At 71.5% G+C, this 21,619-nt stretch carries 20 protein-coding genes and 1 riboswitch; of the genes, 7 read left to right on the top strand and 13 right to left on the bottom strand.

What is annotated here, in order from left to right; all coding sequences use genetic code 11:
- Window positions 1-2 precede the first annotated feature (2 nt).
- The 11 genes from cobC to FOC67_RS06945 all read right to left on the bottom strand — a co-directional run bounded on the left by cobC (window position 3) and on the right by FOC67_RS06945 (window position 12,451).
- A complete protein-coding gene (gene cobC / locus FOC67_RS06995; protein WP_009314878.1) occupies window positions 3-587 on the bottom strand; it encodes an alpha-ribazole phosphatase family protein in 585 nt (194 codons plus the stop codon).
- Complete coding sequence (gene cobT, locus FOC67_RS06990; RefSeq protein ID WP_009314879.1) at window positions 584-1,639, bottom strand: nicotinate-nucleotide--dimethylbenzimidazole phosphoribosyltransferase; 1,056 nt, start codon at window positions 1,637-1,639, stop codon at window positions 584-586. The genes cobC and cobT overlap by 4 nt, the downstream gene beginning before the upstream one ends.
- A complete protein-coding gene (cobU, locus tag FOC67_RS06985) occupies window positions 1,636-2,157 on the bottom strand; it encodes a bifunctional adenosylcobinamide kinase/adenosylcobinamide-phosphate guanylyltransferase (protein WP_003162533.1) in 522 nt (173 codons plus the stop codon). The genes cobT and cobU overlap by 4 nt, the downstream gene beginning before the upstream one ends.
- Window positions 2,150-3,622, bottom strand: a complete 1,473-nt coding sequence (locus FOC67_RS06980; protein ID WP_033941070.1) for a cobyric acid synthase — start codon at window positions 3,620-3,622, stop codon at window positions 2,150-2,152. Before FOC67_RS06980 ends, cobU begins: the two co-directional genes overlap by 8 nt.
- A complete protein-coding gene (gene cobD / locus FOC67_RS06975; protein ID WP_003158252.1) occupies window positions 3,615-4,610 on the bottom strand; it encodes a threonine-phosphate decarboxylase CobD in 996 nt (331 codons plus the stop codon). The genes FOC67_RS06980 and cobD overlap by 8 nt, the downstream gene beginning before the upstream one ends.
- The gene (cbiB, locus tag FOC67_RS06970; protein ID WP_003111871.1) at window positions 4,603-5,541 is read right to left on the bottom strand and encodes an adenosylcobinamide-phosphate synthase CbiB; all 939 of its coding nucleotides are present in this window, start codon (window positions 5,539-5,541) and stop codon (window positions 4,603-4,605) included. The genes cobD and cbiB overlap by 8 nt, the downstream gene beginning before the upstream one ends.
- Window positions 5,538-6,194, bottom strand: coding sequence for a 5,6-dimethylbenzimidazole synthase (bluB, locus tag FOC67_RS06965; RefSeq protein WP_003086774.1), 657 nt, complete (start codon window positions 6,192-6,194; stop codon window positions 5,538-5,540). The genes cbiB and bluB overlap by 4 nt, the downstream gene beginning before the upstream one ends.
- Before the next feature lies 1 nt (window position 6,195).
- Window positions 6,196-7,503, bottom strand: coding sequence for a cobyrinate a,c-diamide synthase (locus tag FOC67_RS06960; protein WP_003086772.1), 1,308 nt, complete (start codon window positions 7,501-7,503; stop codon window positions 6,196-6,198).
- Window positions 7,504-7,534: 31 nt separating this feature from the next.
- Window positions 7,535-8,146 carry a cob(I)yrinic acid a,c-diamide adenosyltransferase gene (gene cobO, locus FOC67_RS06955; RefSeq protein ID WP_003086769.1) on the bottom strand — a complete coding sequence of 204 codons (612 nt, stop codon included), beginning with the start codon at window positions 8,144-8,146 and terminating at the stop codon, window positions 7,535-7,537.
- Between the two features lie 63 nt (window positions 8,147-8,209).
- Window positions 8,210-10,060: a TonB-dependent vitamin B12 receptor gene (gene btuB / locus FOC67_RS06950; RefSeq protein WP_003111869.1), complete on the bottom strand. Its 1,851-nt coding sequence runs from the start codon at window positions 10,058-10,060 to the stop codon at window positions 8,210-8,212.
- Window positions 10,061-10,155: 95 nt separating this feature from the next.
- Window positions 10,156-10,364, bottom strand: a riboswitch (cobalamin riboswitch).
- Between the two features lie 47 nt (window positions 10,365-10,411).
- Window positions 10,412-12,451 carry an FUSC family protein gene (locus FOC67_RS06945; protein ID WP_134293586.1) on the bottom strand — a complete coding sequence of 680 codons (2,040 nt, stop codon included), beginning with the start codon at window positions 12,449-12,451 and terminating at the stop codon, window positions 10,412-10,414.
- 244 nt (window positions 12,452-12,695) lie between these two features.
- On the opposite strand from FOC67_RS06945, the gene FOC67_RS06940 reads away from it, so the two are divergent.
- The 5 genes from FOC67_RS06940 (at window position 12,696) to FOC67_RS06920 (ending at window position 17,020) form a co-directional block, all read left to right on the top strand.
- Complete coding sequence (locus tag FOC67_RS06940; protein WP_003086767.1) at window positions 12,696-13,364, top strand: GntR family transcriptional regulator; 669 nt, start codon at window positions 12,696-12,698, stop codon at window positions 13,362-13,364.
- A 116-nt stretch (window positions 13,365-13,480) separates the two neighbouring features.
- Entirely contained in the window at window positions 13,481-14,425 is a 945-nt protein-coding gene (locus FOC67_RS06935) for a 4-hydroxyproline epimerase (protein WP_003117444.1), read from the top strand.
- Window positions 14,422-15,537 carry a D-hydroxyproline dehydrogenase subunit beta LhpB gene (gene lhpB, locus FOC67_RS06930; RefSeq protein ID WP_009314884.1) on the top strand — a complete coding sequence of 372 codons (1,116 nt, stop codon included), beginning with the start codon at window positions 14,422-14,424 and terminating at the stop codon, window positions 15,535-15,537. Before FOC67_RS06935 ends, lhpB begins: the two co-directional genes overlap by 4 nt.
- Window positions 15,534-15,770 carry a (2Fe-2S)-binding protein gene (locus tag FOC67_RS06925; RefSeq protein WP_023095917.1) on the top strand — a complete coding sequence of 79 codons (237 nt, stop codon included), beginning with the start codon at window positions 15,534-15,536 and terminating at the stop codon, window positions 15,768-15,770. Before lhpB ends, FOC67_RS06925 begins: the two co-directional genes overlap by 4 nt.
- Entirely contained in the window at window positions 15,767-17,020 is a 1,254-nt protein-coding gene (locus tag FOC67_RS06920) for an FAD/NAD(P)-binding oxidoreductase (RefSeq protein WP_033954469.1), read from the top strand. Before FOC67_RS06925 ends, FOC67_RS06920 begins: the two co-directional genes overlap by 4 nt.
- Here FOC67_RS06920 and FOC67_RS06915 read toward each other — a convergent pair.
- Window positions 17,017-17,919 carry a DMT family transporter gene (locus FOC67_RS06915; protein ID WP_009314887.1) on the bottom strand — a complete coding sequence of 301 codons (903 nt, stop codon included), beginning with the start codon at window positions 17,917-17,919 and terminating at the stop codon, window positions 17,017-17,019. The two genes, FOC67_RS06920 and FOC67_RS06915, sit on opposite strands and share 4 nt — an antisense overlap.
- Before the next feature lie 99 nt (window positions 17,920-18,018).
- On the opposite strand from FOC67_RS06915, the gene FOC67_RS06910 reads away from it, so the two are divergent.
- Window positions 18,019-18,885, top strand: coding sequence for a LysR family transcriptional regulator (locus FOC67_RS06910; RefSeq protein ID WP_003082572.1), 867 nt, complete (start codon window positions 18,019-18,021; stop codon window positions 18,883-18,885).
- 296 nt (window positions 18,886-19,181) lie between these two features.
- Here FOC67_RS06910 and FOC67_RS06900 read toward each other — a convergent pair whose 3' ends face one another.
- Window positions 19,182-20,126, bottom strand: a complete 945-nt coding sequence (locus FOC67_RS06900) for a helix-turn-helix transcriptional regulator (RefSeq protein ID WP_073665459.1) — start codon at window positions 20,124-20,126, stop codon at window positions 19,182-19,184.
- A gap of 38 nt (window positions 20,127-20,164) precedes the next feature.
- On the opposite strand from FOC67_RS06900, the gene FOC67_RS06895 reads away from it, so the two are divergent.
- Window positions 20,165-21,607 (top strand): MFS transporter, encoded by a 1,443-nt coding sequence (locus FOC67_RS06895; RefSeq protein WP_009314889.1) that lies wholly within the window; start codon window positions 20,165-20,167, stop codon window positions 21,605-21,607.
- Window positions 21,608-21,619: the final 12 nt, after the last annotated feature.

Here is a 21,619-nt window from a genome sequence, read left to right as displayed (position 1 = left end):
GGCTATTCCCCTTCCCGGCATTCGTGCCAGCGATCGTCGCCCTCTCCGGCGCGCAGGCCGAACAGTGCGCCATGACCGACGTCCACCTGCAGCAAGCGCTCGCGCGGCAAGCCACGGGCGCGAGCGAGCAACAGGCGCATGACGCCGCCATGGGTCACCAGCAGCACACGACGGCCGGCGTGACGCTGGCGCAGGCGTCGCTGGGCGGCCAGCACCCGCGCCTCGAACTCGGACAGCGGCTCGCCGCCCGGCGGGGTAAAGGCGTAGGGATCGGCCCAGAAGCGGCCGAGCGCCTCGCTGTGGCCGTCCATCAGGGCGGCCGCCGAGCGCCCCTCCCAAGCGCCGAAATGCAGTTCGCGCAGATCGTTTTCCAGTTCCAGCTCGATCCCCTGGCGCTGCGCCAGTTCCTCGGCGAAGGCGCGGCAACGTTGCAATGGCGAGCTGACCAGCAGGTCCCAGCGTCCGCCTTCCACCGCCGTGCGCATCTGCGCCCAGCCACGCGCGGTCAAGGCGTCGTCGAGGCTGCCGCGGAAACCGCCGCCGGACTCGGTTTCGCCATGCCGCAGGAGGTCCAGGCGCAGGCTCATGCCGGGCGGTCCGAGACCGCCGCTTCGGCGAAGGTCGCCATCCCCGCGTGCAGTGCGCAGGCCTGGCGCAGCAGCGGCACCGCCAGCGCCGCGCCGCTGCCCTCGCCCAGGCGCAGGCCGAGGTCGAGCAGCGGTTGCGCCGCCAGGGCTTCGAGCACATGCCGATGGCCCGGCTCGGCACCACTGTGGGCGAACAGCAGCCAGTCGCGGCAGGCCGGGTTCAGGCGCACCGCGCAGAGCGCCGCGACGCTGCAGATGTAGCCGTCGACCAGGGCGACCATGCCTTTCTGCGCGCAGGCCAGGTAGGCGCCGGCCAGCGCGGCGATCTCCAGCCCACCGAGACGGCGGAGGGTTTCGAAGGGGTCGGCGCGATGGGCGCCGTGCAGGGCCAGGGCGCGCTCGATCACCGCGGTCTTGTGCGCCACGCCGCTGGCGTCCAGCCCGGTTCCCGGCCCGACCAGCGCGCTCGCCGGCGCATCCAGCAGCGCGCAGGCCATGGCCGCCGCCGCGGTGGTATTGCCGATGCCCATCTCGCCGCCGATGAACAGCTGGCTGCCGGCCTGCTCGGCGCGGCGCACGCTTTCGCGCCCGGCCTCGAGCGCCAGCAGGCACTGTTCGGCGCCCATCGCCGGGGCCTCGACGAAGTTCGCGGTGCCCGCCGCCAGGCGCAGGTGGCGCACGCCGGGCAAGGCTTCCAGGGGGACGGCGGTGCCCAGGTCGACCACCTCCAGGCCGGCGCCGAGTTCGCGCGCCAGCACGCTGATCGCCGCGCCGCCGCGGACGAAGTTGCGCAGCATCTCGCCGGTGACCGCCTGCGGATAGGCCGAGACGCCCTCGGCGACCACCCCGTGGTCGCCGGCGAAGACCGTCACCCAGAGCCTCTCCAGGCTCGGTCGTTCGCGCCCCTGCAACGCCGCCAGGTCGATCGCCACCTGCTCCAGGCGGCCCAGCGAGCCGCGCGGCTTGGTCAACAGGTCCTGGCGTTCGGCCGCGCGCCGGCGCATCTGCGGATCCGCCTCGCGGCAGGTGTCGCGCCACCATTGCAGACTCATAGCGGTTCTCCTTTCAACGGCATGGGCAGGCCGGCGACGGTGAAGGTCACCCGCTCGCAGCGTTCGGCGATGGCCTGGTGCAGCCAGCCGGCCTCGTCGACGTAGCGCCGGCTGAGTTCGCCCAGCGGCACCACGCCGAGCCCGGTTTCGTTGCTGACCAGGATGATCCGTCCCGGCAGCGCGCCGAGACATTCCAGCAGCGCCTCGCGCTCGCCGTCGAGACGCTGGGGATCGTCGCAGAGCAGCAGGTTGGTCAGCCACAGGGTCAGGCAGTCGACCAACAGACAGCGCCCGGCCTCGGCCTCGCTGCGCAGCGTCGCCGCCAGCGCCAGGGGCTCTTCCAGGGTTCGCCAGTGGGCCGGGCGGCGCGCGCGGTGCTCGGCGATGCGCCGGCCCATTTCGCCGTCGCCGGCCTGGGCGGTGGCGATGTAGCTCACCGCCAGCCCGCTCTCGGCGGCCAGGCGCTCGGCCAGGCGGCTCTTGCCGGAACGGGCGCCGCCAAGGATCAGGTCACGCATGGGGTTCTCCGCAGAGGGCGAGCAATCGCCCGGTATCCAGGTGGCGCTCGACCAGGTCGGCGAGCCGCTCGATGTCGCGTTCGCGCAAGGCCTGGTAGTCCACCGCCTGGACCTCGCGCAGGCCGGCCCAGCGCAGCAACGCCGAACAGGCCGCGGTGGATTCGAACAGGCCATGCAGGTAGGTGCCCATGACGTTCCCGTCGACGCTGCGGGCACCATCCGCGCGGCCATCGTCGAGCACCACCGCCGGCCGCGCCAGGGCTTCGCCACGGGTGACTCCGGCATGGATCTCGTAGCCCGACAGCGGCGCGTCCTCCAGGCTCAGGCGGCCCTGTACGTTGCGCAATTGCTTGTCCGCCTCCAGGGTCGTTTCCAACGCCAGCAGGCCGAGGCCAGCGCTGCTGCCGGCCGCGCCTTCCAGGCCGAGCGGATCGTGCAGGCGCTCGCCGAGCATCTGCAGGCCGCCGCAGATCCCCAGCAGGCGACCGCCGTAGCGCAGGTGACGGAGGATCGCCTCGTCCCAGCCACGCTCGCGCAGCGCCGCGAGGTCGGCGCGCACGCTCTTCGAGCCGGGCAGGACGATCAGGTCCGCCGACGGCAGCGCCTGGCCGGGGCCGACGAAGCTCAACTCGACCTGGGGGTGCAGGCGCAGCGGATCGAAATCGGTGTGGTTGCTGATCCTCGGCAGCACCGGCACCACCACCTTCAGGCGCGGCCCGACCTTGGCCGCCTGGCGCGTGTCGATGGCGTCCTCCGCCTCCAGGTGCAGGTCGCTGACATAGGGCAGCACGCCGAGCACCGGCTTGCCGGTGCGCGCCTCCAGCCAGTCGAGGCCGGGTTGCAGCAGGGCGATGTCGCCGCGGAAGCGATTGATGACGAAGCCCTTGACCCGCTCCCGCTCCGAGTCGGAGAGCAGTTCCAGGGTGCCGACCAGGTGGGCGAAGACCCCGCCGCGGTCGATATCGGCGACCAGGATCACCGGGCAATCCACCGCTTCGGCGAAGCCCATGTTGGCGATGTCGTTGGCGCGCAGGTTGATCTCCGCCGGCGAGCCGGCGCCCTCCACCATCACCACCCGGTAGGCGGCGGCGAGCCGCCCATGGGAAGCCAGCACCGCTTCCATCGCCACGCGCTTGTAGTCGTGGTAGGCGGCGGCGTCCATGCTGGTCACCGCGCGGCCATGGATGATCACCTGGGCGCCGATGTCGGTGTTCGGCTTGAGCAGCACCGGGTTCATGTCGGTGTGCGGCGCCAGCCGACAGGCCTGGGCCTGGACCGCCTGGGCGCGGCCGATCTCGCCGCCGTCGGCGGTGACCGCGCTGTTCAGCGCCATGTTCTGCGGCTTGAACGGCACCACCGCGACGCCGCGCCGGGCCAGCCAGCGGCACAGCGCGGTCACCAGGGTGCTCTTGCCGGCGTCCGAGGTGGTGCCCTGGACCATCAGGGTCCGCCCGCGATCACGCATGAGCAGGCTCCTTGAAGCCGAGCAGCGCGGCATCGAGCCGGGCCCAGGCGGCCTCGTCGGCGGGCAGGCCGAGGCGCAGGCTGGCCGGCTGCTCGAACTGGCGGGTGAGGATGCCGCGCCGTGCCAGGTAGTCGTGCAACGCCGCGCAGCGTGGATCGACCAGGCGCTGGAACAGCGCGCTGCCGCCCGCCGGCGGCCAGCCGTGGCGGCGCAGCAGTTCCTCCAGGCGCTGGCTGGCGGCCAGCAGGCGCTCGCGCTGCTGGCGCTGTTGCTGGCGGTCGCGCAAGGCGCTCTGGGCCACATGGCGCACCGGGCCATTGACCGTCCACGGACCGAGCTGCTCGGCTAGCGCCTGCAACAGCGGCCGTTCGCCGAGGGCGAAGCCGAGCCGCGCACCGGCCAGGCCGAAGAACTTGCCGAACGAGCGCAGCACGATCAATCCGGGCCGGTTGCTACAGGCCGCCAGGCTCGACTGCGGGGTACAGTCCATGAACGCCTCGTCGACCAGCAGCCAGCCGCCGCGACGTTGCAGGCGGGCATGCCAGGCCAGCAGCTCGGCGGGCTCGAAGACCCGCCCGGTGGGGTTGTTCGGGTTGACCACCAGCAGCACGTCGAGGCTGTCGAGATAGGGCTCGACCTCGGCCTCGCCGATCTCCCGCACCAGGTGCCCGGCCTGGCGCCAGGCGTGGGCGTGCTCGGCATAGCACGGCGACAGGACGCCGACCCGCCCGCCCCGCCGCAACCTTGGCAGGGCCTGGATCGCCGCCTGGCTGCCGGCCAGCGGCAATACCCGTTCGGCGCCGTAGTAGAGGCAGGCGGCGGCTTCCAGGCCGTCGTCGCTCTCCGGCAGGCGGGTCCAGGCCTGCTCGGGGATCGCCGGCAGCGGAAACGGCCAGGGCGCGATGCCGGTGGACAGGTCCAGCCAGTCCGCCAGCGGAATGTCGTAGCGGCGCGCCGCCTCGCGCAACCGCCCTCCGTGTTCAAGCATGCAGCCACCCCATGGCCCAGAGTCCGGCCAGCACCAGCAGCCAGAGCAGCACGCCCTGGCGTACCAGCGCCAGGGCCCGATAGATGTCGCGGCCCTGCGGCTGCGGGCCGCTGCCGAGGAGCGGCCGCTGGTGCAGCTCGCCGTGGTAGATCGCCGCGCCGCCCAGGGAAACCCCCAGCGCACCGGCGCCGGCGGCCATCACCGGGCCGGCGTTGGGGCTGTCCCATTGCGGCGCCTGCTCGCGCCAGCAGCGCAGGGCCTGGCGGGTGCCGCCGAGCAGCGCGTAGGTCAGCGCCACCAGCCGCGCCGGCAGGTAGTTGAGGATGTCGTCGATCTTCGCCGCGGCCCAGCCGAAGCGCTCGAAGCGCGCGTTGCGGTAGCCCCACATCGCGTCCAGGGTATTGCTCAGGCGATACAGCACCACCCCCGGCGCGCCGGCCACGGCGAACCAGAACAGCGCGGCGTAAACCGCGTCGCTGCCGTTCTCCAGTACCGATTCGGTGGCCGCGCGGGCGACCCCGGCCTGGTCCAGTTCGCGGGTATCGCGGCTGACCAGGTAGCCGACACGTCGCCGCGCCTCGTCCAGGTCGCCGGCGCGCAAGGCCAGCGCCACCGGTTCGGCGTGCTCGCCGAGGCTGCGCAGGCCGAGCGCGGCGTACAGCGCCAGGGCCTGGACCAGCCAGCCGAGGTAGGGAAGTTCAGCGAGCGCCCAGGCCAGCAGGGTCAGCGGCAGTACCGCGAGGACCCAGGCGGTCACCCCGTGGCTGCGCCAGCCGACCCCGGGATCGCCCTCGCCGGCCAGGCGCGAGCGGTTGAAACGGCGCTCCAGGCGGTCGGCCAGGCGGCCGAAGGCGACCAGCGGGTGCCAGCCCTGCGGCTCGCCGAAGCGCGCATCCAGCGCCACGCCGAGGATACCCAGCAGTGCGCTCATGCTCGCTCGCCCCAACGGTTCTGGTAGACCAGCTCGGCCAGCGGACGCGGTTCGCTCCAACCCTCCAGCGCCAGCATCGGCGCCGGGTAGAACTCCGCCACCGGGCCCAGGCAGAGCACCGCCACCGCCTCGCTGCCGGGCGGCAGGCCGAGCAACTCGCCCAGCGCGGCCGGATCGAACAACGATACCCAGCCCATCCCCAGGCCCTCGGCGCGACTGGCCAGCCAGAGGTTCTGGATCGCGCAGGCGAGCGACGCCAGGTCCATCTGCGGCAGGGTCCGGCGACCGAACACATGGCGCTCGCGGTCGTCCATCAGGGCGGCGACCAGCAGTTCGGCGCAATCCAGCACGCCCTCTACCTTGAGCCGCATGAACTCGTCGGAGCGCTCGCCGAGGGCTTCGGCGGTGCGTCCGCGTTCGTCCTCGACCAGCCCGTGGATGGCCCGGCGTAACGCCGGCTCGGTGATACGGATGAAGCGCCAGGGTTGCATCAGGCCGACGCTGGGCGCCTGGTGCGCGGCCTCCAGCAGCCGCGCGAGCAGCTCCGGCGCCACGCTGCCGCCGCTGAAGTGGCGCATGTCGCGGCGCTCGGCGATGGCCCGGTAGACGGCGGCGCGTTCCGTGGCGCTGAAGGCGTGGGAAGAATCGGACATGTCAGTCGGCGTCTCGCGCGGGCGCCAGCAACGCGGCGGCGGCCTGCGGGTTGGAAGGCAGGTAGAAATGGATATAGGAAGCCGTCAGCCGGCCAAGACGGAACACCGCCTCCGCCGTGTTCCGGCCGTTCGGGCAGACACCACGGGCCAGAGGCTCGACGGCGCAGTCGAGGGTCGAGTGATGGAAGGTATGCCCGCGCAGCCGCCCTTCCGGCAGCTCGACCTCCTGCAAGGCCAGGGCGGTCAAGCGCTTCTGCAGGCGCGCCCGGCCCGGCAGCAGGCCGAGCAGTTCGCCGCGCTCGCCGTCGGCGTCTTCCAGGCAGTCGAGCAGGTAGAGCATGCCGCCGCACTCGGCCAGCAGCGGCTTGCCGGCGGCATGGTGGGCTCGGATCGCCTCGGCCATGGCGCGATTGCCCTGCAGGCGCCCCAGGTGCAGTTCGGGATAGCCGCCCGGCAGGTACAGGCTGTCCACGGCGGGCAACGCCTGGTCCTGCAGCGGCGAGAAGAACGCCAGTTCGGCGCCGAGTTCGCGCAGCAGGTCGAGATTGGCCTGGTAGAGGAAGGCGAACGAGGCATCGCGAGCCACGCCGATGCGCACGCCTTCCAGGCTGCGTTGCAGCGGCGCCGGAGCGGGCACCTCGAAGGTCACCGGCTCCGGCAGGTCGGTCTCGGCGCTGGCCCGCAAGGCGTCGGCGGCGGCGTCCAGGCGCACATCGAGATCGGCCAGTTCCTCGGCCTGGACCAGGCCCAGGTGGCGGCTCGGCAGTTCGAACTCGGCCGAGCGCGGCAGGCCGCCGAACCAGCGCATGCCAGGCGGCAGGCAATCGCGCAGGATGTCGCTGTGGCGTTGGCTGCCGACGCGGTTGCCGAGCACTCCGGAAAACGGCAGGTCCGGCTGGAAATGCGCCAGGCCGTAGGCCAGGGCGCCGAAGGTCTGGGCCATCGCCGCGCCGTTGATCACCCCCAGCACCGGCACGCCGAAACGCCGCGCCAGGTCTGCCGCCGAGGGGTTGCCATCGAACAGGCCCATCACCCCTTCGATGAGGATCAGGTCGGCCTCGCCGGCGGCCCGCGCCAGCAGGCGTCGCGCTTCGGCCTCGCCGACCATCCACAGGTCGAGCTGGTAGACCGGCGCGCCGGAGGCGCGGGCGAGAATCATCGGGTCGAGGAAGTCCGGCCCGCACTTGAACACCCGCACCCGTCGCCCCTGGCGCGCATGCAGGCGGGCCAGGGCGGCGGTGACGGTGGTCTTGCCCTGGCCGGAGGCCGGGGCGGCGATCAGCAGGGCCGGACAGCGTGCCTGGGTCATGGGCGAAGCGTCTCCGCGCATGGCGCCGGCATCAGAACTCCACTCCTTTCTGCGCCTTGATCCCGGCCTTGAACGCGTGCTTGACCAGGCTCATCTCGGTCACCGTGTCGGCGGCCTCGATCATCCCCGGCTGCGCGCCGCGACCGGTCACCACCACATGCTGCATGGCCGGGCGCGCCTGGATGTCGGCGAGGACCCTGTCCAGTTCCAGGTAGCCGTGCTTGAGGGCGATGTTCAGTTCGTCCAGCACCACCAGGCCAACGTCCGGGTCGGCCAGCAATTGCGCGGCGACCTTCCAGGCCGCCTCGGCCTTGGCGATGTCGCGCTGGCGGTCCTGGGTCTCCCAGGTGAAGCCCTCGCCCATCACGTGATAGCTGACTTCCTCGGGGAAGCGCCGGAAGAAGGCTTCCTCGCCGGTGCTGGCGGCGCCCTTGATGAACTGCACGACACCGACCTTCATGCCATGGCCCAGGGCCCGCGCGACCATGCCGAAGGCCGAGCTGCTCTTGCCCTTGCCGTTGCCGCTATGCACCAGGAGCACGCCGCGTTCGTCGCGGGCCTGGGCGATCTTCTCGTCGACCACGGCCTTCTTGCGCTCCATCCGCTCGCGGTGGCGCTGGTCCTTCTCGGGGGATTCGTTCATCGTCGATCACTCCTTGCGGCGACGCGGCCGCGCCGTCGCCTCGTTCATTCGAAATACCCGGCCTCACAGGGCCTGGTAGCGCACGCTGAGGTAGACCGCCTGGCCAGGCTGGTTGTAGCCATACGCGGTTTCGTAGTCGGCACCGAACAGGTTGGCGATCCGGCCCTGCAGGCGCCATTCGTCGTTCAGCCGGTACTCGCTGCGCAGGTCGAGGGTGGCGTAGCCGCCCAGGCGCACCTTGTTGGCCGGGTCATCATAGCGTCGGCCTTCGGCGTGCACGCTGGCGCCCAGCGAAAGACGCTCGAAGCGCCGGTCCAGTTCCAGGTTGAACATCCGCCGCGCCCGGCGCGGCAGCTCGTTGCCGTCGTTGACGCCGCCGGAACGGTTTTGCGGGTCGAGGAAGGTTGCGTTGGCGTTCCAGTCCCAGCCCAGCCACTGGCTGCCGAGGACCAGTTCGACGCCACGGATGCGCGCTTCGTCGATGTTGTTCGGCTGCCCCCAGGGGCGCCCCGGCGCCGGACGCGGATCGTTGCCGATCAGGTCGTCGACGTTGGTACGGAAGGCATTCACCGCCCAGTGCCCCCAGCCATGCGTACCGCTCAGCCCGACTTCCAGGCTGCGCGAAGTCTCGGCGTCCAGGTCGGGATTGCCGTAGTCGGGGTAGTAGAGTTCGTTGAAGGTCGGCGCCTTGAACGCCGTGCCGTAGCTGACGGTGAAGCGCAGCGCGTCGCTCAGCGCGTAGCCCCAGGCGGCGCTGCCGGTATCGTGCACGCCGAACTGCTGGTTGTCGTCGCGGCGCAGGCTCAGTTGCCAATCCTGGCGACCGTACCGGCCGAGGTACTGGGCGAACCAGCCTTTGTTCAGCCGCGAGTCGACGCTGAAGGCTTCGCTGCTGCTGATCTCGTCCTTCTGCCAGTCGTAGCCGAGGGTCAGCACATGGCCTTCGGCCAGGGTCAGGTCGTTCTGCCAGGACAGGCTGTCGCGACGGGTATCGAAGCGCGAGTAGAAACGGCCATCCTGATAGGCATCGGCCTTGTCCTCGCTGCGCCCGGCCTGGAGGGTCACCAGCCAGGGATCGAACGGAGTGAAGCGGGCACGGCCGCCGACCAGGTTCTGCTCGCCGTCGGCGTTGGCATTGAAACCGGAGTTGCCGAAGACCTGGTCATAGTCATTGTGCGACTTGGCCCTGAGCAGGGTGCCGTCGAGTTCCAGGCCATTGTCGAAGCGATAGCCGCCGCGCAGGTTGCCGGACAGGTTGCGGTAGCCGTCTCGGTCTGGCTCATAGCCCGCAGTACCGGCGCGCTTGGTGTTGATCCCCGCCGTATCGAAACTGCTCACCCCGAGGCTGTACCAGCCGTTGCCAGCGCCGCCGCTGACCCCGGCGCTGCCCTCCAGGGTCTGATGGGTGCCGTAACCGGCGGAGAAGAACGGCTTGGCGCCCTGGCCGTCGCCGCGCCGGGTGAAGATCTGGATCACCCCGCCGATGGCCTCCGAGCCGTACAGGCTGGAACGCGGCCCGCGGACCACCTCGATGCGCTCGATCAGCTCCACCGGCAAGTCCTGGAACGCGGTGAGGCCGGCGCTGGCCGAGCCGACCTTGATGCCGTCGATCAGCACCAGCACATGGTCGGACTCGGTGCCGCGCAGGAACAGCGTGGTGTTCTTGCCGAAACCGCCGTTGTTCGCCAGCGACACGCCGGGTACCTGGCGCAACAGCTCCGGCACGCTGCGCGCCTGGCTGCGCTCGATATCCTCGCGGTCGATGACGCTCACCGCCGCCAGGCTCTGGGAAGCGGTCTGGGCGGTACGGGTGGCGGTCACCACCTGGTCGGCAAGGCTGACCGGTTCGGCCAGGCTCAGGGAAGACGCGCCGCACAGCGCCACGGCTGCCGGGGTCAGGAAAACTCTGTTCATGCTCTGCGCTGCTCCGTCGCTCTCACCCGCGCGACCTGGGTTGAGGCAGACGGAGGACGAAGCGACGGCAGGAGACGTCCGACAGCGCCCTCCGCGATGCCGTGGGTGCGTCAGGCCGGTCTCCGGGCTCGCGAGCGAAGCGCTGGACGCTTCCAGCCGCGCCTTCCCATGCCGGAGCACAGTGGTCATCGAGCGGCTGTCTGATTCGCCTACCGTTGCGGGGGCAGCGCTGGCCTGGTTCCGACGGAACGCACCAGCTTCCCTGTTTCACCCCTTGCGGGGCACCTGTCGCAAGGCGCGCAGCTTAGTGGTTCGGGGCTTGCGCGGTCAATGTGGCCGGCCACCGCAGAACTAGCGCCCGGCTCCGGGGAGCGGGTCCGCGCGCAGCGCCGTCCCGGCCGGAGCATGGCTGCGGCACCACTGCCGCCAGGTGGCCTGCAACTGCACCAGCGCGGCGCCGGCCAGCTCGCCGCGTTCGCTGCCGGCCAGCGGGCTGGCGGCCAGGGCCTTGAGCAGGCGCGCGGTCGGCGGGTCGAGGGCGTGTTCACGCTCGGCCCGCGGGCCATCGCCCAGCAGCGCCAGGCGCAGGCGCCGCAGGTAGCGGTCGCGGGCCTGCGCCAGGGACGCCGGGACCTCCTCCAGGCACTGCCGCAGGTAGAGCAGCTCGTCGCCGAAGTCGAGTCCCATCAGGCCGTCCGACCAGGGCTGGCGGCGCCCCTCCGGTAAACGGTCGTAGCGCTGCGCCAGGCGGATCAGGCGATCCGCGGTGCGCCCGCCGAACCAGGCCTCGGCCTGCGCCGGCGAGCGCAGGGTGAGCCGCGCCAGGTCGCCGAGGGTGGCCTGCAGCATGCGCCGGTAATGGCGTTCGCCCGGCCGCAGGCTGACCAGGTTGAACACCAGCACGGCGAAGGCCACCCCAAGCACCGTCGACAGGGCGTTGTTGAGGAAGTGCGCGAGGTCGTAGCTCATGCTGTTGCTCGGCGCGACGTTCTTCACGAAGAAGATGCAGAACGGCGAGGCGATCCCGGCCAGGCTCGCCCGGTTCACGCACAGCGCGGCGAAGAACAGCGGTACGCCCAGGCCCAGGCAGAGCAGCGGGAAGCCGTCCACGCCGGGCAGGTAGAACAGTGCGACGAAGCCGGCCAGCGGGATCGACAGGAGGATCCCGCGAAGGAAGTTCAGGCCGGCCTGGGCCGGGTTGTCGCGGCTGGCGAAGAGACTCAGCACCACGCCGGTGATCGACACCGCGCCCAACCCACTCGGCCAGGCGCTGGCCAGCCAGAACGCGGCCACGCAGAGGAACGCCAGGGCGCTGCGCAGGCCGAACAGCACGCCGCGCTCGATGTCCCGGTGCCAGGCGACGGCGCCCGGCGCCTGGCGGGTGGGCGCGCCATAGACCAGCGCCTCGACGCTGCGCCCGGCCGCCCTCGCCTCGCCGAGCAGGCGTTCGAGGCAGACCAGGCACAGGTGCAACTGTCCGTGCGCCGCGTCCAGCGCCAGGCGCAAGCGCTGCCGGCAGGCCTCGAACTCGGCCTGGCGGCCCTCGCGCAACAGTGCCTCGAGTTCTTCCAGCCAGGGCTGCAAGGCGTGCGCGCTGGCCGGATCGAGCAGCCTCCGCTCGCGAGCCACCTTGCGCGCCGCGCGCAGCAGGCCGAGCAGGTCGAGGCCTAGCACGCGCAAGGCCTGGGAGCGGGCGCGGCCGAGCGCACCCTCGAACCAGGCGTGGTCGCGCTGGGCGTCCGCCGCGGCGATCCGCCCCAGCGCCGCGAGCAGCTCGCCGCGTTCGTCGGCGCCGCGCAGCTCCGCCGCGGCCGCCTGCAAGCCGGCCTCCCAGGCCGCCTTGCCCTGGTTCGCCAACTGGCGTTCCAGGCGCCGCGGCCAGAGCAGTACATTCACCAGCGCCGCGCAGAGGATGCCCAGGCCGATCTCCGAGCAGCGGGCCACCGCCTGGTCGAACACCGTCGCCGGATCGGCGCTGGCCGGCAGGGCGACGATCGCCGCGGTGTAGCCGGCCAGGACGAAACCGTAGGACGCATGGTTGTGCAGCAGCGACGCGCCGGCGGTGCAGAACGCCAGCCAGAGCGCCATCAGCAGGAGGAAGGGCAGCGATGCCTGGCCATAGAGCGCGACCATGCCGATGGACACCAGCGCACCGGCGCAGGTGCCGATCAGGCGGAACATGCCCTTGGCCAGGACCATGCCGCTATAGGGCTGGCTGACCACGAACACCGTCATCAATGCCCATTGCGGCTGCTCCAGCTCCAGGCTGAAGGCCAGGTACAGGGCCAACCCGCCGGCCAGCAGGGCCTTCACCGCGAACTGCAGTTCGTGCAGGCGCGGGCACAGCAGCACCTGCACCAGGTCGGAGGAAAAGAAGGAAGGCTTGGCCATCGCGGACGCCCCGAAATACATGAGCGAGCGAATTATTAGCAAGCTAATTTTCTATTGTCCAGCCTCTCCCCGAACTTTCCGGAAGAGCGTTTCGCCCTGCGAAACATGCGCCACGGAGGCCCACTGAAGCCGACCAACACGCCTGCGCAGAAGGCGCCAACCGGCAGCGGCAGCCGCCGAACGTTCGTATACAATATCCCGCACGTTCCCAACGCCACGCAGGTTGCCCCGCTTGCCTCTCTCCATGCTCAACGCCCCTAACCTGGGCATCGCCCCTTCGGCCTCCGAGATCATCGCCAAGCACCTGCGCGAAGCGATCATCGCCGGGCATTTCGCCGAGGACGAACCGATCCGCCAGGACGACATCGCGCAACTCTTCAATGTCAGCAAGATTCCCGTCCGCGAGGCCCTCAAGCGCCTGGAAGCGGAAGGCCTGGTGCTGTTCCAGCGCAACAAGGGCGCGGTGGTGACGCGTATTTCCGAACCGGAACTGGCGCAGATGTTCGAAGTGCGGGTGCTGCTCGAGGCGCAGGCGATCCGCCTGGCGGTGCCGAACATGGACGAGACCACCTTCGCCCGCGCCGAGGCGATCTGCGCCGACTTCGTCGGCGAAGACAACGTCGGACGCTGGGCCGAACTCAACTGGCAACTGCACGCCTGTCTCTACGAACCGGCACAGCGGCCGTTCCTGGTCAACCTGATCCGCTCCATCCACGACAAGCTGGAACGTTACCTGCGCATGCAGATGAGCCTGTCCGAAGGCAAGCAGCGCGCCGACCAGGAACACCGCGAGATCGTCGCCGCCTGTCGCGCCGGCGATGCTGAACGGGCCGCGGCACTGATCGAGGCACATATCGTCGGGGTCTGCCGGACCCTCTACGAACACCTGCCGAACCGCCCGGCCAGCACCTGAGCCGGGCCATCCCGGCTATGCCGCTTTCGTCACTCGCCTGAGCGAAAACCCTCAAGCGCCCCGCCCCGCCGAAACGCCACCCTGTGGCGCATACCCCGGCACAGGCGAGGGCCACCATGCAACGCATCCGCATCATCGATTCGCATACCGGCGGCGAGCCCACCCGCCTGGTCATCGGCGGCTTTCCCGATCTCGGCCACGGCGACATGGCCGAGCGCCGGCGCCTGCTCGGCGAGCGCCACGACGCCTGGCGCGCCGCCTGCATCCTCGAGCCGCGCGGCAGCGACGTACTGGTCGGCGCCCTGCTCTGCGCACCGGTCGATCCCGAAGCCTGTGCCGGAGTGATCTTCTTCAACAACAGTGGCTACCTCGGCATGTGCGGCCACGGCACCATCGGCCTGGTCGCCTCGCTGGCACACCTCGGGCGGATCGGTCCCGGCGTGCACCGCATCGAGACGCCGGTCGGCGAGGTCGAGGCGACCCTCCACGAGGACGGCTCGGTCAGCGTGCGCAACGTGCCGGCCTACCGCTACCGTCGCCAGGTCAGCGTCGAAGTGCCCGGCATCGGCCGGGTCAGCGGCGACATCGCCTGGGGCGGCAACTGGTTCTTCCTGGTCGCCGGACACGGCCAGCGCCTCGCCGGCGACAACCTCGACGCCCTCACCGCCTACACCGTCGCCGTCCAGCAGGCGCTGGACGACCAGGACATCCGCGGCGAGGACGGCGGCGCCATCGATCACATCGAACTGTTCGCCGACGACCCCCACGCCGACAGCCGCAACTTCGTGCTCTGCCCCGGCAAGGCCTACGACCGCTCGCCCTGCGGCACCGGCACCAGTGCCAAGCTGGCCTGCCTGGCCGCCGACGGCAAGCTGCTGCCCGGCCAGCCCTGGCGCCAGGCGAGCGTGATCGGCAGCCAGTTCGAGGGGCGTTACGAATGGCTCGACGGCCAGCCCGGCGGGCGTATCGTGCCGACCATCCGCGGCCGCGCCCACGTCAGCGCGGAAGCCACCCTGCTGCTGGCGGACGACGATCCGTTCGCCTGGGGCATCCGCCGGTGAACGCCGAGGTCATCGTGGTCGGCGCCGGCATCGTCGGCAGCGCCTGCGCCCATGAACTGGCGCGTCGCGGCCTCGACGTACTGGTGCTGGACAGCCGCCGCGGCGGTGCCACCGCGGTGGGCATGGGGCACCTGGTGGCGATGGACGACAACCCGGCCGAACTGGCCCTCAGCGACTACTCGATCCAGGCCTGGCGCACCTGGGCGGCGGATCTGCCGGAAGACTGCGCGTACCGCAATTGCGGTACCCTCTGGCTGGCCGCCGACGCCGCCGAACTCGCCGAAGCCGAGCGCAAGCGCCAGGCCCTGCTGGCCGCCGGCGTCGCCTGCGAGATGCTCGACGCCGCGCGCCTGCGTGACCTGGAACCGGTCTTGCGGCCAGGCCTCGCCGGCGCCCTGAAGGTGCCGGGCGACGGCATCCTCTACGCGCCCAACGCGGCGCGCTGGCTGCTCGAACGAGCCGGCCCGCGCCTGCGTCGATTGCACGCCGAAGTCAGCGAAGTGGACGGCAGCCGCCTGCGCCTGGCCGACGGCCGCTGGCTGAGCGCCGAGGCGCTGGTGCTGGCCAACGGCATCCATGCCGGCGAGCTGTGCGCGGAGCTGCCGATCCGCCCGAAGAAAGGCCACCTGCTGATCACCGACCGCTATCCCGGCACCCTCCGCCATCAACTGGTGGAACTCGGCTATGTCAGCAGCGCCCACGCCAGCAGCGGTACCTCGGTAGCCTTCAACGCCCAGCCGCGCCCCACCGGGCAGGTCTTCCTCGGCTCCTCGCGGCAGTTCGACACGCTCGACCCGCAGGTGGAAGGCCCGGTGCTGGCGCGCATGCTGCGGCGTGCCCTGGACTACCTGCCGGGGCTCGCCGGCCTCAATGCGATCCGTGCCTGGACCGGCTTCCGCGCCGCCACTCCGGACGGCCTGCCGCTGCTCGGCGAGCACCCGGCGCAGCCGGGCCTGTGGCTGGCGGTCGGCCACGAGGGCCTGGGTGTGACCACCGCGCCGGGCAGCGCGCGCCTGCTCGCCGCCCAGTTGTTCGGCGAAACGCCGCCGCTGGATCCCACGCCTTATCTGCCGCGACGCTTCCTCTTCAGCTCCGGGAGTGCCCGGCCATGATCGAACTGTTCATCGACCGGCGTCCGCTGCGGGTCGCCGTCGGTACCAGCGTGGCGGCCGCCCTCGCCCTCGGCGGCGACGGCTGCTCCCGCAGCGCGGTCGGCGGCGGGCGGCGCGCGCCGTTCTGCGGCATGGGCGCGTGCCAGGAATGCCGGGTATTGATCGACGGTCGGCGACGCCTGGCCTGCCAGACCGTCTGCCAAGCCGGCATGCGCGTGGAGACCCAGGCATGAGCGCCGACTACGACCTGCTGATCGTCGGCGCCGGCCCCGCCGGCCTGGCCGCAGCGCTGGCCGCCGCGCCGAGCGGCGCGCGCATCGCCCTGGTCGACGACAACCCGGCCGCCGGCGGACAGATCTGGCGCGACGGCCCGCATGCCAACCTGCCGCCGCGTGCCCATCAGATGCGTCAACGCCTGGCCGGGCACGCCAATGTCGAGCACTTCCCGGCGACCCGGGTGGTCGCCTGCGGTCCCGGCAGGCGCCTGTTGCTGGAAGACCCGCAACGTGGCTGGCAGGTCGGCTACCGACGCCTGGTCCTCTGCACCGGCGCCCGCGAACTGCTGCTGCCGTTTCCCGGCTGGACCCTCCCCGGCGTCACCGGCGCCGGCGGCCTGCAGGCGTTGGCCAAGGGCGGCCTGCCACTGGCCGGCCAGCGCCTGGTGGTGGCTGGCTCCGGCCCGCTGCTGCTGGCCAGCGCCGCCAGCGCCAGCCAGTGCGGGGCGCGCCTGCTGCGCGTCGCCGAACAGGCGCCGGCGAGAACCCTGGCCGCCTTCGCCGTACGCCTCCCGCGCTGGCCCGGTAAGCTGTGGCAGGCCGCCGGCCTGTTCGCCCGTAGCTACCGCGCCGACAGCTACGTGCTCGCCGCCCTCGGCGAGGAGCGCCTGGAAGCCGTGCGCCTGCGCGAAGGCGGTCGGGTCCGCGAGATCGCCTGCGAACGCCTGGCCTGCGGCTTCGGCCTGGTGCCCAACGTGCAACTCGGCCAGGCCCTCGGCTATCGCCTCGACGGCCAGGCGCTCGCCGTCGACGAATGGCAGGCCGGCAGCCTGCCCGACCACTACGCCGCCGGCGAATGCACCGGCTTCGGCGGCAGCGAACTGGCCCTGGTGGAAGGCGCCATCGCCGGCCATGCCGCCGTCGACGAGCGCGACGCGGCTCGCCGCCTGTGGCCACGACGGCGACGCTGGCAGGGCTTCGCCGACACCCTGGCGCGACACTTCGCCCTGCGTGCCGAACTGCGTGAACTGGCGGAGGCGGATACCCTGGTCTGCCGTTGCGAAGACGTCCCCTTGGCCGCGCTGGCCGGGCATGCCGGCTGGACCGAGGCCAAGCTGCACAGCCGTTGCGGCATGGGCGCCTGCCAGGGGCGGATATGCGGCAGCGCCGCGCAATTCCTGTTCGGCTGGACGCCTCCGGCGCCGCGTCCGCCGTTCAGCCCGGCGCGCCTGGAGACCCTGGCCCGCTGGCAGGGCGACGCCGGCTAGCGACGCTCGGCGCGATACAGCCAGCCGAGGCCGGCCAGCGACAGCAGCAGACCACCCAGCAGCATGGGTGTCAGCGGCTCGGCGAACATCCAGTGCGCCCATAGCAGGGTCAGCGCCGGGCTCAGGTACAGCGCCGCGCTGCCGCCCTGTGCGGAAAGATGGCGCAGGCCCAGCCAGTACAGGCCGTAGCCGCCGAAGGTGGGCAGCAGCACCAGCCAGGCGAGCCCGAACAGGAATCCGCCGGACAGCGGCGGCCGCAGGCTACCCTCCGCCACCGCCAGGCCGGCGAACGCCGGCAGCGCGGCGCCGATCTGCACGAACAGCACCACGGCCAGCGATCCCGGCGCGTCGTCCCAGCGCTTCTGCAACAGGGTGGCCAGGGCCAGCGCCAGCATGCCCAGCAGCGGCAGGCCGTAGGCCCAGCCCGGCGCCCACCCCAGCGCCAGCGCCGCATGCCCGGCCCAGAGCACCCCGGCGACGCCCAGGGCGATCCCCGGCCACTGCCCCGGCCGCGTTCGCTGCCCCGGCAGGACCAGCGCCAGCAAGGCCACCAGCAGCGGCAACAGGTCGGCCATCAGCGCCGCCACGCCCGGCGAGACGCCGAGTTCGATGGCCTTGGCGATCGGCGCGATGTAGCCCGCGTAGGCCAACGCCCCGATCAGCGCCTGGCGCCGCCACTGGCGCGCCGACAACCGGCGCAGCCCGGCCCAGGCGAAGGGCAGCAGCAGCGCCAGGCAGACGGCGAAGCGCCAGAAGCTGGTGAGGAACACCGGCGCCTGTTCCATGGCATAGCGGTAGCCGACGAAGCCGGAACTCCAGGCCAGTACCATGCCCAGTTGCACGGCCAGCAGGCGGGTCGCCCCGGGCATCGCTCGCGGGGTGCAGGTGGTCGCGCGCATCGCTCGCCTCCGTCGGTCAGGTTCGAGTCGAGGCTAGGCGGCCTCCGCCGCTACTATCAAACGAAACTATCTGCACCAGTCATGCAGGAAATCGGAACCATGAGCGCCAACCTGGATATCGAGCTGCTGCGTACCTTCCATGCCATCCTGCGCTTCGGCCGCTTTCTCGCCGCGGCCAGCCACCTCAACCGCAGCCCCTCGGCGGTGAGCACCCACGTCCGGCGCCTGGAGGAACTGGCCGGCGGCCGGCTGTTCGAGCGCGACAACCAGTCGGTGCGGCTGACCCCGCTGGGGCAGCGGTTCCAGCGCCAGACCGCCGAGCTGCTGGAGACCCACGACCGCGTGCTCGCCGGGTTGCGCAGACGGGAAGAGCCGCTGCGGGTGCGCTTCGGCATTTCCGAGGAATACGCCGGCAAGCTGCTCGGCCGCCTCCTGCCACGCCTCGGCGCGGAACTGCCGGCGCTGGAGCTGGAGGTGCTCACCGACGCCAGCGGCAGGCTGGCCGGACGCCTGCGGCGCGGCCAGCTGGACCTCGCCCTGCTGGTGCAAGCGCAAGACGAAACCCCGTACGACGGGCACTCCCGCGAGATCGGCGGCACCCAGCCGGTGTGGGTCGCCGGCCACGGCCTGCGGATCGATCCGCAACGCCCGCTGCCGCTGGCCCTGCACGGCCAGGGTTGTCCCTATCGGCAGGCGCTGCTGGAAGCCCTCGGCGCGACGGGCCGGCGCTGGCGCACGGTGGTCAGCAGTCCCGGCGCGGCGGCGCTGGAAGCGGCCATCGAAGGCGGCCTGGCGATCGGCGTGATCGACCGTGCGCGGGTCGGCCCGACGATGCGCGTGCTGGGGCCGGCGGAGGGCTTCGCCGAACTGCCCGCCCACCGCATTCGCCTGGCCTTCGCCCCGGGAGAGCGGCCGCCGGCGCTGGAGCGCCTCGGCGAACTGATCGCCGAGGAGTTCCGGCTCTGAGCCGCTACAGCGCCGGGCGCTAGACCCGCAGGCGGTGGCCGTCTGTCAGTTTCCGGCAGCAGTCGCTCACTGCGCGGCGATGCTTTCCCGTTCACGCCACTCGCGCAGCAACGCCTGGCGCCGGCGCCGCCCTCGATGTGCGCGCCCTGCTGTCGCAGGGTGGCGATATCGCGGTAGAGCGTGCGCAGGCTGATCCCCAGTTCGCCGGCAAGCACATGCCCGGCCACCGGGTAACGATGCCGGCGCAGAATCTGCAGCAGGTCGAGCAGGCGCTGGCTACGGGACAGGGCGCCGACTCACAGTTGCTCCAGGCAGTCGCGAGCGTGGTCGTCGAGGGGGACGAAGACCAGCAGGCGATCGCCGTTCTTCGGCGCCGACCACCAGTTGGTCTGCTGCAGTTCGAATTCGCCGCAGCGCGCATGACGGAAGCGCTTGAGCTGGTTTTCGATACCCATCACCTCATTGCGCCGCCAGATCTCGCGGAACTCCGCCGAAACCTCCAGGCAGCGCTGCAACTGCCGCTCCCACAGCGGATCGCCCATGCGCTCGACCATTGCCGCGCGGAAGAAGCCGACCATCCGCGGCAACGCCTCCTCGCGGTTGGCCATGCAGTAGCGCCAGCGCTCGTGGGTCAGCGCCAGGTAGATGCAGTTGCGGTCTTCCTCGGGGATCTCCGCCAGGTCGATGCCCACCAGCCGGCAATAGGCGCGGTTGTAGCCGCGGATGTCGAAACGGGCGTTCTGCACCATGGCCGGCAACGGGTCGAGGGCATCGAGGATGGCCTGGGTGGCGGCCGAGGGCTTCTCGCAGACCGCCCGCCGCGCCGAGGTCGGCGCGGCCAGCCCGGCGAGGTTGAACAGGTGGTGGGTTTCCGTCTCGTTGCACAGCAGGGCCCGGGCGATGGCTCCGATCACCTGCTCCGAGGCGCGTACCGCGCGGCCCTGCTCCAGCCAGGTGTACCAGGTCACGCCGACCCCGGCGAGCTGCGCCACCTCCTCGCGACGCAGGCCCGGCGTGCGTCGGCGGCCGAGGCGGGAAATGCCGACCCGCTGCGGCTCGATGCTTTCCCGCCGGCGGCGCAGGAAGGCCCCCAGCTGTTCGGCGCGGGACGGCTGCGCGGGGCTTTCCGCAGAGTGGCTGGCAGGGGCGTCGAGGGGCATGGCGAAGTCCTCCGGAGGGCAGACGGGTAGCGCCAATACCAGGATAAGCAAGAACTGGTACCGGGTTAGCCAGAAGCGCATGCTGCCAGCCCACTCCCTTCCGCACAAGGACTCCGCCCATGCCCAGCGCCGTCTCGTCGTCGCGGCTCGGCCTCGCCGGGCTCTGCATCCTGCTGGCGGGGCAACTGTTGCCGATGATCGATTTCTCCATCGTCAACGTCGCCCTCGACGCCCTCGCCCATTCCCTCGGCGCCAGCGAAACCGAACTGGAACTGATCGTCGCCGTCTACGGCGTGGCCTTCGCCGTGTGCCTGGCGATGGGCGGCCGGCTTGGCGACAACTACGGCCGTCGCCGCCTGTTCGATCTCGGCGTCGCCCTGTTCGCCGTCGCCTCGTTGCTTTGCGGGCTGGCCGGTTCGGTCTGGCTGCTGTTGGTGGCGCGCGCCCTACAGGGCGTCGGCGCGGCGCTGGTCGTGCCGCAGATCCTCGCCACCCTGCATGTCAGCCTCAGCGGCCACGCGCATTCCCGCGCGCTGGCCGCCTACGGCGCCATCGGCGGCCTGGCCTTCGTCGTCGGCCAGGTGCTCGGCGGCTTCCTGGTCTCCGCCGACATCGGCGGCCTCGGCTGGCGCAGCGTGTTCCTGATCAACCTGCCGATCTGCCTCGGCATTCTCCTTTGCAGCCGCCGCTGGGTACCGGAGACCCGCGCCGAGCATGCCGCCCGCGTCGACGCGCCGGGCACCCTGCTGCTCGCCGCGCTGATCCTCTGCCTGCTGCTGCCGTTGGCTCTCGGCCCATCGCTGCACTGGTCCTGGCCCTGCGCCCTGCTGCTGGCGGCGGCGGTGCCGCTGCTGGCCTGGCTGTGGCGCACCGAGCTGCGCCAGGAACGCCGCCAGGCCTGGCCGTTGCTGCCGCCGTCGCTGCTGCGCCTGCCGAGCATCCGCTTCGGCCTGTTGCTGGCGATCCTGTTCTTCGCCTGCTGGAGCGGCTTCATGTTCGCCCTTGCCCTGGCCCTGCAGGCCGGCGCCGGTCTCTCGCCGGTGCAGGCCGGCAATGCCTTCATCGCCCTCGGCGCTTCCTACTTCGTCTCGGCGCTGCTCACCGCCCGGGTGGCGGCGCGGATCGGCCCGGTACGCCTGCTGCTGCTCGGCTGCGTCATCCAGATGTGCGGCCTGCTCGGCCTGATGCTGACCCTGCAACGGGTCTGGCCGCAGCCGGGCATCCTCAACCTGGCGCCGGCGACCCTGGTGATCGGCTTCGGCCAGGCGTTCATCGTCAGCAGCTTCTTCCGCATCGGCCTCTCGGAGGTGCCGACCGCCCAGGCCGGCGCCGGCAGCGCCATGCTCGCCACCGTCCAGCAGGCCTCCCTCGGCCTCGGCTCGGCGCTGCTCGGCGCGGTGTTCGCGCACAGGCTGGAGCGCCATGGCGACTACCTGGAAGCGACGCAGACGACCCTGGCCGTCGAGTTCGTCCTGATGACGCTGCTGCTCGGCGCCACCTGCCTCTTCTACCTGCGCCGCGTGCGCACGGTGCCATTGCGCTGCGACTCGCCGGGCAACTGAGGCGCGCGGCCG

Source organism: Pseudomonas sp. FDAARGOS_761, from assembly GCF_013343155.1.
In the GTDB taxonomy this organism is placed as follows: Bacteria; Pseudomonadota; Gammaproteobacteria; order Pseudomonadales; family Pseudomonadaceae; genus Pseudomonas; species Pseudomonas aeruginosa.
This window is presented reverse-complemented; position numbering and strand designations above follow the sequence as displayed.